Genomic DNA, 16,526 nt, shown 5'->3' with positions numbered 1-16,526 from the left:
CAGAAAACGACATCGCCCGACAAATCCGACGAAAAGATCACCCCTTCCGCGCGCGCAGCCTGGCGAAATAATCGAGTCGTTTCTTCAATTCGCGCTCGAAACCGCGCTCGGGCGGGGTGTAGAGGACAGGCCGCTTCATCCCTTCGGGAAAGTAATTCTGCCCCGAGAACCCGTCTTCCTCATCGTGGTCATAGGCATAGCCCGCGCCATAGCCCTGCTCTTTCATCAACCGGGTGGGCGCGTTCAAGATGTGCTTGGGCGGCGGCGCGCTGCCCGTGCGTTTTGCCTCACGCAGCGCCGCCTTGAACGCCGCATAGCCCGCGTTCGACTTGGGCGCGAGCGCAAGGTAGATCACCGCCTGACCAAGCGCCAGGTCGCCCTCGGGGCTGCCCAGCCGTTCATAGACCTCCCAGGCGTGCAGACAAATGCTCTGCGCCTGCGGATCAGCCAGCCCGATATCCTCGATCGCCATGCGCGTGATCCGCCGCGCCAGATAACGCGGGTCCTCGCCCCCCGCCAGCATCCGCGCCAGCCAGTAAAGCGCCGCATCCGGGTCCGAGCCGCGCACCGATTTGTGCAGCGCCGAAATCAGGTTGTAATGCGCGTCGCCTGACTTGTCATACTGCGCCGCGCGCTTCATCAGCCGCGCGGCCAACGCGGCACTGTCCAGCCGGCCCTCGACCTTCCACGCCGCCACCTGCTCGATCAGGTTCAGAAGCGCGCGCCCGTCGCCATCGGCCATCTCCAGCAGCGCCTCGCGCGCCGGGCCATCCAGCGGCAGCGCGCGGCCCAGCTCCTTTTCCGCCCGCTGCGCCAACCGCTCCAGATCCGCCAGCGACAGCCGCTCCAGCACCAGCACCTGCGCCCGGCTCAAAAGCGCCGCGTTCAACTCGAAGGACGGGTTTTCCGTCGTCGCCCCCACCAGAAGGATCGTGCCATCCTCCATATGCGGCAGGAACCCGTCCTGCTGCGCCTTGTTGAAGCGGTGGATCTCATCGACGAAGAGAAGCGTGCCCTGATCGTTGCCGCGCCGGTGCCGCGCCTCGTCGAACACGCGCCGCAATTCCGGCACGCCGGTGAAAATCGCGCTGATCTGCACGAAATGCAGGTCCGTCTCGGCGGCCAGAAGCCGCGCGATGGTGGTCTTGCCCACCCCCGGCGGCCCCCAGAGGATGAGCGAGCCGAGACTGCCCGAGGCCAGCATCACGCCAAGCGGGGCCTCCGGTCCCAGCACCTGATCCTGCCCGATCACCTCTGTGAGCGTGCGCGGGCGCAACCGGTCCGCAAGCGGGCGCGGCGGGGCGGCGCGGGGCGCGGGGGTGTCGCCGTCGAAAAGGTCCGCCACCGCCTAGCGCCTCAGCCGCAGCGCGATCCGCCGCCCGACACGCTCCACATCGAGGATCAGACCGCGCCCCGCCGCCTCCAGCGCCCGCGCCGCCCCGGCGCTGTCGCGCGTCCCGGCCCCATTCACGCCGCGCAGGATGTCCCCTGCCCGCAAGCCTGCCCGCGCCCCGTAGGGCCCCGGTGCCTCGACCAGAACCCCCTCCGCCGAGAGCGGCAGGCGAAAGGCGTCAATCACCGCCGGGTTGATGGTGACAAGCGTGACCTCCGGCAATGCCGCGCGCGGCCCCGTGACGATACGGTTGCGCGGCGGATCATCCGGCGCGGCGATCAGACCCACCGTGATCTCTTCCTCCTCGCCCTCGCGCAGCCGGGTGATCCTGGCCTCTGCCCCGATCCCGGCCAGCGACAGGCGGTAAACCATCTCGGCAGGGCTGTTGACGGGCGCGCCATCCACCGCCGCCACCACATCGCCGGGGCGCAACACCCCGGCAAAGCCGCTCTGCGGATGAACCTGCGAGATCACGATGCCATCGGGCCGCGCAAGCCCCAGCCCCTCGGCCACATCGGGCGTCACCGGCTGACCGCCCAGGCCCGCCCAGGGCCGCGCAAACTCCGCCTTGCCCGCCCGCGCCTGCGCCACGAACTGCGCCACAAGGCCCGAGGGAATGGCAAAGCCGATCCCGTTCGAGCCGCCCGAACGTGACAGGATCGCCGTGTTGATGCCGATGAGCCGTCCATTGATATCGACCAGCGCGCCGCCGGAATTGCCCGGATTGATCGGCGCATCGGTCTGGATGAAATAGCCGCGCGCATTGCCCATGGCCGTGCCTGAGCGCGCCAGCCCCGACACGATCCCGCTACTCACGGTCTGGCCCACGCCGAACGGGTTGCCGATGGCCAGCACCAACTCGCCCACTTCGACCGTATCGCTGTCGCGCAACTCGAGCGCGGGCAACACCGGCGCACCCTCGACCTGAAGCACCGCCAGATCCGCCTCCTCATCGCCCAGAAGCACCCTTGCCGCATATTCGCGCCGGTCATTGAGCACCACGCGGATTTCCGTGGCCTCGCCCACAACGTGATAGTTCGAGACAACGATGCCGTCCGACGACAGGATCACGCCCGAGCCAAGCGAGTTCTGCACCCGTGGGCGCGTCGCGCCAAAATCCTGAAAGAACCGCTCGAAGAACGGATCGCCCCGGAACGGGCTGGCGCGCGCGGCGACCACGCGGCTGGCGTAGATATTGACCACTGCCGGGGCGGCCTCGCGCACCACCGGGGCAAAGCTGAGCGACATTTCTGCGCGGCTCTGGGGCACTTGCGCCAGGGCCGGGGCGAAAAGCGCGGTCCAGAGCACCGCGCAAAGCGTGAGGATCCGTGTCATGCCCGCAGGATATGCGCGCGCCCCCCCGCATTTGCAAGCGCGCGCTGCGGCAATCGGCCTCTGGACATGATCGGGCGGCGCGCCACTTCCACGACTGAAAGGAAGCTCAACCATGACCACCGCCCCCCATACCCGCGCGCTCTTCAACGGCGATTGCCCGGTCTGCAAATCCGAGATGGCCGTCTATGAGGGCTATGCCGCGCGCGCGGCCCTGCCAATTGCGTTTGACGATCTCAACCGCACCGATCTTGACCGTTGGGGCGTGACCGAAGACGAGGCCGCGCGCCTGTTGCATGTGCTGCACGAGGGGCGGCTCCATGTGGGTTTCGACGCCTTTCTGGTGCTCTGGGACCAGATGCCGCGCTATCGCTGGCTGGCGCGGATCGGGCGGGTGCCGGGGGTCTGTCACCTGTGCCGCTGGGGCTATACCCATATCGTGGCGCGGATCATCTATGCGCGCCACAAGCGGCGGCAGGCCCGCGCGAGAGGTTGCGACGCCTGATCCGGCGACCGGGCGGTTGGCGACTGGGCGGTTGCCGACTGGGCGGTTGCCGACCGTCCCGGCTTTGCCTACCAAGGCAGGGATCACCGACCGGAGACCACGCCATGACCTTTGCCGCCTCCCCCGCCGACCTGCCCGGCCGCGACGCGATCCTCACGCGCACGGGGCTGAATTTCATCGAAGACATGATCGCGGGCCGCCTGCCACAGCCGCCCATCGGGCGCACGCTCGGCTTTGCGCCAACCGAGGCCGCGCGCGGGCGGGTGGCGTTCGAGGGGGCCGCCACCTTCGACGCGATGAACCCGATGGGGGGCGTGCATGGCGGCTGGTATGGGGCCATTCTCGACAGTTGCATGGGCTGCGCGGTGATGACCGAACTGGAACGCGGAGAGCTTTATACCACGCTGGAATTCAAGGTGAACATCGCCCGCGCCCTGCCGCTTGATCTGCCCGTGCGCGCCACCGGCCTCATCCAGCACAAGGGCCGCTCTACCGCCGTCGCCATGGGGGAATTGCGCGGGATCGAGGACGGCCGGCTCTACGCCACCGGCTCCACCACCTGCCTTGTCATGCGTCCCGGGTAACGCCCGGCGCCGGGACATCCGCCGTCTCGCTGAGCCGCCCGGTGAGGCGCGGACCGCGCCAGCCGCGCCGCAAGGGGCCGGTCACACTCTCGTGGAGGCGCTCGGACATGTCGCGCCCCACCACGCGCGGGCCGCGCAGCAGCAGGATCTTGCTCCAGCCCAACCATGTGCCGACCGAGGGCGCATCCACATCAGTCGGAAACCGCGCGCGCCAGTCCCCGGGCAGCGGCAAGGCACAGCCCTCCATCCGCTCCAGCATCCACACCAGCGGGATATTCGCCAGCGGACGCGCGGCATGAACACCGCATAACTGCCCGCCCACATCCGAATGGCAGCCGCGAAACCAGACCTGCTCCACATGCCCGTCGAAACCGGGAGGGCACTCCCACAGCACCGGCGTATAGGCGCGCCGCGTCTCATCGAGCGCCAGCGCGTGAAACCCGTGACGCGTGGTGTGGCCGAGGTGATGATTGTGAAACCCGTGACGGTCCGCGCGGAACCGCCACAGGATCGGCACGCGCAGGCCGAGCGCCTTGACCGTATCCCAGACGCCGATCATTTCGACATGGGTATCGGCATGGCAATTGGCCTGCGCAAAGGCGCGCGCCGCCGCCCCATCGGGATGGCATTGATAGTGACGGTAGGCCGCCTGCACGTTCCGCTCCGTCGCCACCTCCGATCGCAACAGGCCGATCCGGTCGATCACCCCCGCCAGCGAGCGCACCGCATAGGCCCCGCGCGAATAGCCCAGCAGGAAAATCCGGTCGCCGGGGCGATACCGGCTCGACAGATAGCCATAGGCGCGGCGGATCTGCCGGTTGATGCCGCGCCCCAGCACGATATCGCCGGTCGCACGCCAGTCGCGCCATTGAATCCCCGCCTCGTAGAACAGCGACAGGTCCGGCCCCGCCACCTCGCGCAGCAATTTGAAGGTGAGGCCCGCATTCGTCTCATAGCCCTTGGCCAGCGTCGACATGGTGCCGTCGAGGATGAGCACGTGATTGACCGGCCCGCGCCGATGGGCAAAGGCCGTATGCTCTCCGGTCGGGCCGGGGCGCAGCCAGTCATAGATCGCCTTTGTCCAGTCACGCCAGGGCATGGCTCACCTGCTTTTGGTCAGGCGCGCGTGTCGCGCTCTCTTTTCAATGTATGCAGGATTACGCCGAAAAAGCGACATGTCGCGGATATTTGTAGTCGCGCGAGGGCGTCATGCAGGGCATTTGACCGCGAACGGCGGCCCTCGCGGCCCGACGCGCGCCCCTTGCCCCCGCCGAAGCCCGATGCGGGCGTCGATGCGGGCGTCAGGGCCTCATCTCAGCCGGAGATTGGCGAATCCCATGCCCGACAGCCGCGCCGCGCCGCGTTGCGCCTCTGCCTGTGACGCAAAGGGACCGGCGAGCACCAGCGTGAGGTCGCGCCCGTTCCGTGTCAACGTCCCCTGGCGTGCCGGCAGGCCCGCCCCGGCGATCCGTCCGGCGGCCGCGCGCGCCTGTGCCGGGTCGGCATAGAGCCCGGCCTGCACATAGCGCGGCCGCGCGGCGTCCGGCGCGGAGCGGGTCGAGACCGTGGCGCTCGGTGCCGCCGGGGCCTGTGCCACTGCCTGCGGGGCCGGGGATTGCGCCGCGCGCGCAACTGCGGTGGCGCGCGGCGCGCCCGTCCCGCTTCTGCGCACGGTCACCGGATCGGGCACATAGACCCCGCGCGTGGCAACGCGCACACCGGCGGCGCGCTGCTCCTCGAAACTGGTGAACGGGGGCTGGAGGCCGGGGAAATTGTGGATCACATCCGCCCCGGTGCGCCGGTCGATCAGACGCTGCGGCACCGTGTTTGTCCACATCACCTGCATCTGCTCCCTGCCCTCGAACGTCTGGTGGGCGCGCTGCGGGTTGAGGCGGTCATCGTCCCAGACGGGTTTCATCCCCGGTGGCACCGCGATCCCGGCAAGGCTCGTGACCTGCTCCTGATAGACTTGGCGCGGCGCGATGCGGGTTTGCGGCGGCACGGTGGCGGGCGTGGCGCGGGTGCCGGGGCGGGGTGCGGCAGAAACCACGGTCCCACGCGTTCCGCTGCCGCGTGCATAGGTGACATAAGGTGCCGCCTGCGGGCCGCAACGCACGGGCGAGCCGTTGTGCTGCACCATATAGGCCGCAGAAACACCGGAGGCCCCGGCGCAGGCTGTCCGGCCCGGATCGGGCGGGGTCAGGACGCGCGCGGTGCCGGTCGGGCGCGGGGGCACGGTCGTGGTCTCGACCCGGACCACCTGCGGTGCCGGCGCGGCGGCGCGCACGGGCGCAGGCGCAGGCGCAGCGACACGGACAGTCTGTTGCGGGGCCGCCTGCTGGCGCGGTGCCGGAGCAGTGGCCACCGCGCGCGGTGGCTGCTGCTGCGCGCTCGGGGCCGGGGCCGCTGCGGTGCGGGTTTGCGGTGCGGGTGCGGCGGTGCGGGCCTGTGCGCGGGCCTGTGGTTGCGGTGCCCGCTGAGCGCGGGGGGCCGGGGCGGTGGCCGTCCGGGTCTGCGGCGCGGCCTGCGGTTGCGGGGCGGGCGCGGCACGGGCAAGGGACGGCTCGAATCCGCACATCTGCTGGCGCGCGCCGGTCAGGCGCGGGACCCAATTGGTGTTCGCCCCGACACCGGCGCGGATGAAGACACAGCCCTTGCTGTCAACATACTGATTTCCGGCGAAACTCGATGGCGGAAACTCTGCCGGCGTGGACAGGTTGCGCAGCGATTGTGCGGATGCGGCAGATGCACCGGAAATGGCCGCGACAGCGGCAAGGATCGCAAGTCTGGAAACCGTCATGTCGTCCCCCCGAACAAAACATGGCAAGATTGCCTTATTTTGCGCAGTGAGTAAACAGTGAATAGCTTATTTGGTGCCGAACATGCGGTCGCCCGCATCCCCTAGTCCCGGCAGGATATAGCCCTTGTCATTGAGCCGCTCGTCGAGGGCGGCGGTGACGACCGGCACATCGGGATGCACCTCGCGCATCCGCGCCACACCTTCGGGCGCGGCCAGAAGGCACAGAAAGCGCAGATCGCGCGCGCCCGCCTCCTTGAGCATGGAAATCGCCGCAACCGATGAATTGCCCGTGGCGAGCATCGGATCGACCACGATGGTCAGGCGCTGATCCAGCAGGTCGGGCACCTTGAAATAGTATTTCACCGGCTGCAACGTCTCCTCGTCGCGGTATAGCCCGACAAAGCCCACACGCGCCGACGGGATCAGCTCCAGCATCCCGTCCAGAAGTCCGTTGCCCGCGCGCAGGATGGAAATGAGCGCGAGCTTTCGCCCGGCGAGCACCGGCGCGTCCATCTCGGTCAGCGGGGTCTCGATCGGGCGCGTGGACATCGGCAGGCTGCGCGTGACCTCATAGGCCAAAAGCTGGCTTATCTCGCGCAGCAACTGGCGGAACACGGCGGTCGAGGTCTCCTTTTGCCGCATAAGGGTCAGCTTGTGCTGCACAAGCGGGTGCTCGACGATGGTCAGATGCTGGGTCATGGCGGGCCTCTTGCGGTCGGGTTGGCGTGTCATTCCAGAAAATGCCGCTTGAGGCAACGCCGGGATTGCGGGACGGCGCGGCAGGGTGCAAGCTGCGCTTGTATTGCGGCGCGGGGCTGCTTATGACGACGCCGGGAGATGGTTTAACGCTAAACCAGTTATCGGCAGGGAGGATGGACATGACGGACAGCCACGGGGATTCGCTGCGGCAGGCGGCGCTCGATTACCACGAGTTTCCGAAGCCCGGCAAACTGGAAATCCGCGCCACCAAGCCGATGGCGAACGGGCGCGACCTTGCGCGCGCCTACAGCCCCGGCGTCGCCGAGGCCTGTCTCGAAATCAAGGCCGATCCGCAAAGTGCGCGCCGTTTCACCGCGCGCGGCAATCTGGTTGCGGTGGTGACCAACGGCACCGCCGTTCTGGGTCTTGGAAACATTGGCGCGCTGGCCTCCAAGCCGGTGATGGAGGGCAAGGCCGTGCTCTTCAAGAAATTCGCCCATATCGACTGTTTCGACATCGAGGTGAACGAACCCGACCCCGAAAAGCTCGCCGAGATCGTCTGCGCGCTGGAGCCGACCTTTGGCGCGATCAACCTCGAAGACATCAAGGCACCCGATTGTTTCATCGTTGAACGGATTTGCCGTGCGCGCATGAACATCCCCGTATTCCACGACGATCAGCACGGCACAGCCATTGTTGTCGGGGCGGCGGCGGTCAATGCGCTGCATGTGGCGGGCAAGCGGTTCGAGGATATCAAGGTGGTCTCGACCGGCGGCGGTGCTGCGGGCATCGCCTGCCTCAACATGCTGCTGAAGCTGGGCGTGAAGCGCGGGAATGTATGGCTGTGCGACATTCACGGGCTGGTTCACGAGGGCCGCGAGGTGGATATGAACCCCGAGAAGGCGGCATTTGCACAGGTGAGCGACCTGCGCACGCTTGGCGAGGTGATCGGCGGCGCGGATCTCTTCCTCGGCCTTTCGGGACCGGATATCCTGAAGCCCGAGATGGTGACGCAGATGGCCGCGCGGCCCATCGTCTTTGCGCTCGCCAATCCCAATCCCGAAATCATGCCAGATCTGGCCCGTGCCGCTGTGCCCGACGCGATCATCGCCACGGGCCGCTCGGATTTTCCCAATCAGGTCAACAACGTGCTGTGCTTCCCGTTCATCTTCCGGGGGGCGCTCGACGTGGGCGCGACCGAGATCAACGACGCCATGCAGGTGGCCTGCGTGCAAGGTATCGCAGAGCTGGCCCGCGCCACGACAAGCGCCGAGGCGGCGGCGGCCTATCGCGGCGAAGAGATGACATTCGGTGCCGATTACCTGATCCCGAAGCCGTTTGATCCGCGCCTTGCCGGCGTCGTCTCGACCGCCGTGGCGCGCGCGGCCATGGAGACGGGCGTGGCCACGCGCCCCATCGAGGACCTTGCCCAATACAAGGCCGATCTTGACGCGAGCCAGTTCAAATCCGCGCTGCTCATGCGCCCGGTCTTCGAGGCCGCGCGCAGCGCCTCGCGCCGCATCGTCTTTGCCGAAGGCGAGGACGAGCGCGTGTTGCGCGCCGCGCAGGCGATCCTAGAGGAGACCACGGAACAGCCGATCCTGATCGGGCGCCCCGAGGTCATCGCGCGGCGATGCGAACGCGCGGGCCTCACCATCCGGCCCGAGCGCGACCTGACCATCGTCAACCCCGAAAACGACCCGCGCTACCGCGACTATTGGGAAACCTACCATTCGATCATGGCGCGGCGCGGCGTGACGCCCGATATCGCACGGGCAGTCATGCGCACCAACACCACCGCCATCGGGGCCGTGATGGTGCAGCGCGGAGAGGCCGACTGCCTCATTTGCGGCACCTTCGGGGAATTCCGCTGGCATCTCAATTATGTCACGCAGCTTCTTCAGGACGAGACGCACCACCCGCATGGCGCGCTCAGCATGATGATCCTCGAGGACGGGCCGCTGTTCATCGCCGATACCCATGTCTATTCACGCCCCACGCCCGAAAACCTTGCCGAAATCGCCATTGGCGCCGCGCGCCATGTGCGCCGCTTCGGCCTGACCCCCAAGGTGGCGTTCTGCTCGCAATCGCAATTCGGCAACCAGGCCGAGGGGTCCGGGCAGCGGCTGCGCGCCGCAATTGCCCTTCTCGACCGCGCGCCGCGCGATTTCGCCTATGAAGGCGAAATGAACATCGACGCCGCGCTCGACCCGGAATTGCGCGAGCGGCTGCTGCCCGGCAACCGGCTGGAGGGCGCGGCCAACGTGCTTGTTTTCGGCCATGCCGACGCGGCCTCGGGCGTGCGCAACATCCTCAAGATGAAGGCCGGCGGGCTCGAGGTGGGGCCGATCCTGATGGGCATGGGCAACCGCGCGCATGTGGTGACACCGGGGATCACGGCGCGCGGCCTTCTCAACATGGCGGCCATCGCAGGCACGCCGGTGGCGCATTACGGATAGAATCGCCGCTTCGCAGGTGATGCAGCATGAATTTGCAAAATCTGGTTCAGAACCGGCCCTGAAGGCATATTCAGAGGGTGTTTGCATAAGTTTGCAACCACATCTCTCCGATTTCTGCAAATTTTTCGCGGCCTTCTGCCACGCCCCCGCCCATGAGGCTTGCCGCAAGGGCAGTGGCCTCGTAACAGAAATGCAATGGATCGGAGGAGGATACCATGGGATACAAGGATATCTATGCGCGGTCGCTGGCGGACCCCGAAGGCTTCTGGATGGAAGAGGCCGACAAGATCGACTGGGTGCAAAAGCCCTCGAAGGCGCTTTTTGACGACAATGCCCCGCTCTATGAATGGTTCTCCGACGGGCTGGTGAATACCTGCTGGAACGCGGTGGATCGCCATGTCGAGGCCGGGCGCGGCGCGCAGGCGGCCATCATCCATGACAGCCCCGTGACCGGCACCAAGCACAAGATCAGCTATGCGCAACTGCGCAGTCGCGTGGCCCGTCTGGCGGGGGCGCTGCGTGCGAAGGGCGTGGAGAAGGGCGACCGCGTCATCATCTACATGCCGATGGTGCCCGAGGCGCTGGAGGCGATGCTGGCCTGCGCGCGCATCGGCGCGGTGCACTCAGTCGTGTTCGGCGGCTTTGCCGCGCATGAGCTGGCGGTCCGGATCGACGATTGCGCACCCAAATGCATCATCGCCGCCTCCTGCGGGATCGAACCGGGCCGCGTGGTGCATTACAAGCCGCTCTTGGACGGGGCCATCGAGCAGGCCGCGCACAAGCCCGAATTCTGCGTGATCTTCCAGCGCGAGGAAGAGGTGGCCAAGCTCATCGAGGGCCGCGATTTCGACTGGCACGCCTTCCAATACGGGGTCGAGCCCGCCGAATGTGTCCCGGTCGAGGGCAACCACCCGGCCTATATCCTCTATACCTCCGGCACCACCGGCGCGCCCAAGGGCGTGGTGCGCCCCACCGGGGGGCACCTGGTGGCGCTCAACTGGACGATGAAGAACATCTACAATGTCGATCCGGGCGAGGTGTTCTGGGCCGCGTCCGATGTCGGCTGGGTCGTGGGCCACAGCTATATCTGCTACGGGCCGCTCATCCACGGCAACACCACCATCGTGTTCGAGGGCAAGCCGGTGGGCACCCCCGATGCGGGCACGTTCTGGCGCGTGATCTCCGAGCACAAGGTGCGCAGCTTTTTCACCGCCCCCACGGCCCTGCGCGCGATCAAGCGCGACGATCCCGAGGCAAAGGAACTGGCGAAATACGACATCTCGCACCTGCGCGCGCTCTATCTCGCGGGCGAGCGGGCAGACCCGGATACGATCAACTGGGCCGCCGACAAGATGGGCGTGCCGGTCTATGACCATTGGTGGCAGACCGAGACCGGCTGGACCATCGCGGGCAATCCCGTGGGGCTTGAGGCGCTGCCGGTCAAGGTCGGCTCTCCGACCGTGGCGATGCCCGGCTATGATGTGCGCATCCTCGACGAGGGCGGGCACGAGGTGCCCCCCGGCACGCTGGGCGCGATTGCGGTCAAGCTGCCCTTGCCACCGGGCACGCTGCCGACGCTGTGGAATGCCGATGCGCGCTATCGCAAATCCTATCTCAACACCTTCCCCGGCTATTACGAGACAGGCGATGCGGGCATGAAGGACGAGGATGGCTATCTCTGGATCATGGCGCGCACCGATGACGTGATCAACGTGGCCGGTCACCGCCTGAGCACCGGCGCGATGGAGGAGGTTCTGGCCAGCCACCCGGACGTGGCCGAATGTGCCGTGATCGGCGCGGCGGATGAATTGAAGGGCCAGACGCCGGTGGGATTTGTCTGCCTGACCAAGGGCGTCAACCGCCCCCATGCCGAAATCACCGCCGAATGCGTCAAACTGATCCGCGATCAGATCGGCCCGGTGGCGGCGTTCAAGCTGGCGGTGGTGGTGGACCGGCTGCCCAAGACCCGCTCGGGCAAGATCCTGCGCGCGATCATGGTCAAGATCGCCGACGCGCAGGACTACAAGATGCCCGCCACGATCGACGACCCGGCAATCCTTGACGAGATCAAGGACGCGCTTCGGGGAATCGGGCTGGCAAAAGGCTGAAGCGGGGGCCGGAAACGGCCCTCGGCATCACGTCACCGCAGATGCGCGATGGATCGCGCCCCACCTCCGGGTGGCGCGGATCCGCGTCCATCCGACGATACAACTGGTCCGAAATTTCGCGACCACCTCTCCAAATCCATGCCCGCGATTTTGACGTGCCCATTGTAGGAAAAGGTGGCTTCGTAACAGTAACCGGGGACTGCGGGCGACCCCCCGCCCGCAGGGAAACCCGGTGGATCAGGCCGTCACCGGATAGGCGACCGGCGGGACCGTCTTGATCAGGTCGAGCGCATCGTGGCGAACGTGGTTCTGGCGCATCTCCTCGCGCAGCATCTCCTCCGAGATGACGCCTTTTTCCACTGCCTCGCGCACGAGACCGAAAAAGAACGCCTCCTGCTTGGGGTCGGGGTGACGCTTGTAATGCCCCGCCATACCGTAATCGCCGAAGAGCGCACGGCGCGCACGGCGGAACCAGTGGCGCGGCGGGAAGATGCGGAACGAATCGGCGGCGCGGTAATCGACCGGCAGGCCGGTCTTCCACGGCTGCGTCTTGCGTTGGGTGTTGTGGATGGCCTTGGTGTTCTCGTCGAGATGGTCGAAATCGTTCCACTCGTTCTCGAAGAGGGCAACCGTGTCGATATCCTCGTATTTCAGCGAGATCCACGGCATGTAATCGCGCGAGCCGTCGAACATGGCGGCGAACTGCTCGTCGAATTTCCAGTGGGTGAGCTTGGCGTTGTCGAGCAGCATCACCGAGGTGGCGAGCGCCCCGCGCTTGCCCTTGGACCCCGATTTCGGACGGCACATCACGGCGGCCCCCTGCATGTCGCGCGAGAAGAGATCCCAGATATCGGCGATCACGAACACGTCGGGGTCGATCACGATGGCGCGGCCCTTGAACCCCATGAGCTGCGGCGGGGCAAAGCGCGTCGGCGTAAAGGATTGCAGATCGTTGCGGACCCATTCGCGCCATTCCCCGTCGCGCAGGAATTTCTTGCCCTCATGCGCCTTGAACACGGGGAAATCATCGTAATGCATGATGCGGATATCGAACTTGTCGTTGTGTTTCGAATTCCGCCGGATCGCGTATTCGGCGATGAGCGCGCCGATATACTGCTTGTGGTTGGCCTGAATGAAAACGCAGTAATCCTTGGCGTTCTCTTTGGCGGTGTCTTGGGGGGTGGTCTGTGTCATCGTCTTTTCCAATCCTCGATCCCGTCACCCGCTTTCCGGTGGCTCCCGCCCGTGCGCGGTGGCGGACCTGTCAAGCGAAGTCATCGGACTGTCCACGCGTCGCGGTGGCTATATCCGGGGGGGGCCGTCAAGGTCAACCGCGCGCATCACCGCAGCGGGCGGCGGGCGGGCAGGATCGTCCCGGTTTCGCTCACGCCGCCGAAACACTGTGACGGCCCGGGCGGCGGTTGAGCGGGCGGGCGCGGGCCGCCGGGGTGGACTTCCCGCCCCGGATGCGGCAAAGGGCTGGCCTTGACCGCGCCCCGGTGCATCCCTGCCCCATCTTTGGACCGATCCCATGAGCCTTATTCCCTCCCTGCGCAATCTCGGCCGCGACAATATCCGCAAGGCCGCCATCATCGGCAGCACCGCCGTGTTGCCTGCCCGCCTGCGCATCTCTGCCCGCAAGGCGCGGCTCGGCGCGCTCGAGGTGGATATCGCGCGGCGCTCCTCGCTCATCATCATCGCCCATCCCAAGAGCGGCAACACCTGGCTCAAGGTCATGCTGACGCGGCTTTACGCCCAGCGCCACGGCATCCCGGAAAGCGATTTCGCCCGTTATCCCGCGCTGGCCGATGCCAACCCCGCGATCCCCGGCTTTGCCGCCACGAATGGCTGGTATAGTTATGAACGCGCGGTCGGCGACCTCTTGCAACCGGGCCGTCAGGACCGGGATCTGGCCGCGAAACCGGTGGTTCTGCTGGCGCGCAATCCGCTCGACATCGCCGTGTCATGGTTCTTTCAGTTCACCAAGCGGCAGTCCGATCACAAGCAGGAACTGATCAATGCGGGCCTCTCGAACCCCGTGGACCGGCGCAATATCGGCATGTGGGAGTTTGTCCGCGAAAGCGAGATCGGCCTGCCTTCGCTCATCGCGTTTCTGAATTACTGGGATGCGGCGCTTGGCGCGCTGCCGCACACGCTGCTCACCTCCTACGAGGAGTTGCGCGCCGATCCGGCCGGCGTGTTGCGCAAGATCACGACGCTGATGGGCGACAGCTTTGACGAGGCCGAGATCGCCGACGCGGTCGAATTCGCCTCCTTCGACAACCTGCGCAAGATGGAGAGCGAGGGGTTTTTCCGTTCCGGTGGCCTGACCCTGCGCAACGCCAATGATCCCGAAAGCTTCAAGGTGCGCCGCGCCAAGGTGGGCGGCTACCGCGATTACTTCGACGAGGCTCAGGTGGCGGAGCTTGAGGCGCTGGTCGAGCGTGATCTTGCGCCGCGCCTGAAAACCCTCTTCGGGATCGGCGCGGCCGCGACGCAGGCGCTGTGAGGCGCCCATGAGCGCGGGGGCAACGGGGCCGCGCATCTGGCGGGTGCTTGGCGACAAGCGCGGCGATAACGGTCAGGTGGAGATGATCGCCAACGCGCTTTTGCGCGAACGCGGCTGGACCTCGGACTTGCGCCATCTCGAAATGCAGCCCCAATGGGTGCTGGGCAAGCCGCCCGTCGCCGCGTCGCTCTCGCATCTCGACATGGCCCGCTCGGACGCGCTCGCGCCGCCCTGGCCCGACCTCATCCTGACCAGCGGCCGCCGCCCCGCCAACGCGGCCCTCTGGATCAAGGCGCAATCGGGCGGGCGCGCGCGCATCGTTCTGGTGGGCAAGCCCTCAGGGATGATGGACCATTTCGACCTCATCATCACCAGCGCCGAGACCCTGGTCGCGCCCTTTCCCAATGTCGTCAACATCGGCCTGCCGCTGATGCGCGTCGACCCCGCGCGGCTCGACACGGGGCGCGCGGAGTGGCAGGCGCGGCTTGGCCCCCTGCCCCGCCCGCTGGTGGCCTTTCTCATCGGCGGCCCGACCAATCCCTTTGTCTATGATGCCCGCGTAGCCGAGCGTCTGCGCGCGCGCATCGCGGCCGTGCTGGCCGAGGGCGGCACGCCCTATATCATCGGCTCGCGCCGCACGCCCGAGGGGTTTGTGGCGGCGTTGGCCGAGGGGATGGCGGGCGCGCACAGCTTTGATTGGCACGCGCCCGAGGGCGAGAACCCCTATGCAGGGTTGCTGGCACTTGGCGAGCGGTTCATCGTCACCGGCGACAGCATTTCGATGCAGGTCGAGGTGGCGCGCATTGGCAAACCGCTGGAAATCCTGCCCCTGCCCACAGGTGGGCTTGGCTGGCTCGATCACGTGCGCAGGCAGGCGGCCAGCCGGCTCTTCCAGCCGCCGCAGCACGGCAGCGCCCTTGAGGCTGCGCGCATAGCACTTGCCCGGGCCCTTTTCCGGTTGCGGCTCATGCCGCAGACCCGGCATTTCCCGCGCTTTCACCAGACCCTGATCGACCGGGGCCTTGCCACCTGGATCGGTGACGACGGCACGGCCACACGCGCCGACACCGCCACCGCCACCGAGACCGATGCCGATATGGCCTGCATCCTGGCGCGCATCGACGCCCTTTTGCCGCGAGAGGCCCGATGATCCGCGTTTGCGTCCTGTCCAACGCCGTGAGCGGCAACAACCGCAAGGGGCTTGAGGCTGTCACCGACCGCCTTGCCGCCTACCGCGCGGTGACCCACCATGTCACCCGTTCGCCCGAGGAGGCGCGCGCGCTGATGCCCGCCCTGCGAACCGAGGCCCCCGAGGTGGTGGTGATCAACGGTGGCGACGGCACGATTGCCGCCACGCTCGGGCTGATGCTGGAGCAGTGGCGCGCCGAGGACCTGCCGCTCATCATGCTGCTGCCGGGGGGCACCGCCAACATGACGGCGGGCGATATCGGTCTGGCCTCCGGCCCGCGCCGCGCGCTCGACCGGCTTTGCGACTGGCTTGACGCGGGCGCGCCACTGGTGGGCGCGGACATCCGCAGCCGCCATATCATGCGGGTCGAGGGGGGCGCCGATGGCACGGTGCGCCACGGCATGTTCCTGGGCACCGGCGCGATCATGCAGGCCACGCGCTTTGCCCATGACAATGTCCATTCGCGGGGTCTGGGCGGGGAATTGAGCCTCGGGCTTATCCTCATCCGCGCGCTCTGGGGGTTGATCCGGCAGGATCCGCGGTTCTACCAGCCCACCCATGTGGGTCTTGCGCTGCATGGCGCGGGCGGCCCCGTCACACGTGACGCGGCCCCCATGCTGATCCTCGTGGCCAGCACGCTCGACCGGCTCTTTCTGGGGATGCGCCCGTTCTGGGCGCGGGAAAGCGGGCGCATCGGTCTGACGGCCATTCAGGGCGGCGCGGGGCAGTTCGGGCGCACGATCCTGTCGGTGTTGCGCGGGCGGCCCAGTCGCCACGCCACGCCCGAGAATGGCTATGAAAGCTTTCGGGGCGACCGCATCGAGATGCATCTCGACGGCGAGTTGAACCTTGATGGAGAGCTTTTCGTGACCAGCGCCAGCGAAAATCCGCTTATCGTGAGCGCGCAAGGTCCGATCCGGTTCCTGCGCCCGCCACGATGAGGCCCGC

General features: G+C 67.0%; 13 protein-coding genes. 7 read left to right on the top strand and 6 right to left on the bottom strand.

Annotation, left to right across the window (positions count from 1 at the left end; all coding sequences use genetic code 11):
- Positions 1-37 precede the first annotated feature (37 nt).
- Positions 38-1,345: a replication-associated recombination protein A gene (locus ACSSV8_RS14485; protein ID WP_454282920.1), complete on the bottom strand. Its 1,308-nt coding sequence runs from the start codon at positions 1,343-1,345 to the stop codon at positions 38-40.
- Positions 1,346-1,348: 3 nt separating this feature from the next.
- Entirely contained in the window at positions 1,349-2,728 is a 1,380-nt protein-coding gene (locus tag ACSSV8_RS14480) for a trypsin-like peptidase domain-containing protein (protein WP_454282919.1), read from the bottom strand.
- 112 nt (positions 2,729-2,840) lie between these two features.
- On the opposite strand from ACSSV8_RS14480, the gene ACSSV8_RS14475 reads away from it, so the two are divergent.
- A complete protein-coding gene (locus tag ACSSV8_RS14475) occupies positions 2,841-3,230 on the top strand; it encodes a thiol-disulfide oxidoreductase DCC family protein (RefSeq protein ID WP_454282918.1) in 390 nt (129 codons plus the stop codon).
- A gap of 104 nt (positions 3,231-3,334) precedes the next feature.
- On the top strand, positions 3,335-3,814 hold the full coding sequence (locus ACSSV8_RS14470; protein WP_354539364.1) for a PaaI family thioesterase: 480 nt from the start codon (positions 3,335-3,337) through the stop codon (positions 3,812-3,814).
- Here ACSSV8_RS14470 and ACSSV8_RS14465 read toward each other — a convergent pair.
- From ACSSV8_RS14465 to upp, 3 genes are all read right to left on the bottom strand, one after another.
- The gene (locus ACSSV8_RS14465) at positions 3,798-4,913 is read right to left on the bottom strand and encodes a DUF2235 domain-containing protein (protein WP_454282917.1); all 1,116 of its coding nucleotides are present in this window, start codon (positions 4,911-4,913) and stop codon (positions 3,798-3,800) included. The genes ACSSV8_RS14470 and ACSSV8_RS14465 overlap by 17 nt on opposite strands.
- 210 nt (positions 4,914-5,123) lie before the next feature.
- Positions 5,124-6,614: an SPOR domain-containing protein gene (locus ACSSV8_RS14460; protein ID WP_354539366.1), complete on the bottom strand. Its 1,491-nt coding sequence runs from the start codon at positions 6,612-6,614 to the stop codon at positions 5,124-5,126.
- Between the two features lie 66 nt (positions 6,615-6,680).
- Entirely contained in the window at positions 6,681-7,313 is a 633-nt protein-coding gene (gene upp / locus ACSSV8_RS14455; protein ID WP_354539367.1) for a uracil phosphoribosyltransferase, read from the bottom strand.
- Positions 7,314-7,435: 122 nt separating this feature from the next.
- On the opposite strand from upp, the gene ACSSV8_RS14450 reads away from it, so the two are divergent.
- Both ACSSV8_RS14450 and prpE read left to right on the top strand, forming a co-directional pair.
- Positions 7,436-9,772 carry an NADP-dependent malic enzyme gene (locus tag ACSSV8_RS14450; protein ID WP_454282916.1) on the top strand — a complete coding sequence of 779 codons (2,337 nt, stop codon included), beginning with the start codon at positions 7,436-7,438 and terminating at the stop codon, positions 9,770-9,772.
- Between the two features lie 215 nt (positions 9,773-9,987).
- Complete coding sequence (gene prpE / locus ACSSV8_RS14445; RefSeq protein ID WP_454282915.1) at positions 9,988-11,880, top strand: propionate-CoA ligase PrpE; 1,893 nt, start codon at positions 9,988-9,990, stop codon at positions 11,878-11,880.
- Between the two features lie 237 nt (positions 11,881-12,117).
- On the opposite strand, the gene ACSSV8_RS14440 is transcribed toward prpE, so the two are convergent.
- A complete protein-coding gene (locus ACSSV8_RS14440) occupies positions 12,118-13,074 on the bottom strand; it encodes a hypothetical protein (protein ID WP_354539370.1) in 957 nt (318 codons plus the stop codon).
- Positions 13,075-13,411: 337 nt separating this feature from the next.
- Between ACSSV8_RS14440 and ACSSV8_RS14435 the strand changes: the two genes are divergently transcribed.
- From ACSSV8_RS14435 to ACSSV8_RS14425, 3 genes are read left to right on the top strand one after another with little or no spacing between them, the layout of a single operon-like run.
- Positions 13,412-14,389: a sulfotransferase domain-containing protein gene (locus ACSSV8_RS14435; RefSeq protein ID WP_354539371.1), complete on the top strand. Its 978-nt coding sequence runs from the start codon at positions 13,412-13,414 to the stop codon at positions 14,387-14,389.
- Between the two features lie 7 nt (positions 14,390-14,396).
- The gene (locus ACSSV8_RS14430) at positions 14,397-15,539 is read left to right on the top strand and encodes a mitochondrial fission ELM1 family protein (RefSeq protein ID WP_454282914.1); all 1,143 of its coding nucleotides are present in this window, start codon (positions 14,397-14,399) and stop codon (positions 15,537-15,539) included.
- A complete protein-coding gene (locus tag ACSSV8_RS14425; protein ID WP_454282913.1) occupies positions 15,536-16,519 on the top strand; it encodes a diacylglycerol/lipid kinase family protein in 984 nt (327 codons plus the stop codon). The genes ACSSV8_RS14430 and ACSSV8_RS14425 overlap by 4 nt, the downstream gene beginning before the upstream one ends.
- Positions 16,520-16,526: the final 7 nt, after the last annotated feature.

This window comes from Roseovarius sp. MBR-79, from assembly GCF_053628555.1.
This window is presented reverse-complemented; position numbering and strand designations above follow the sequence as displayed.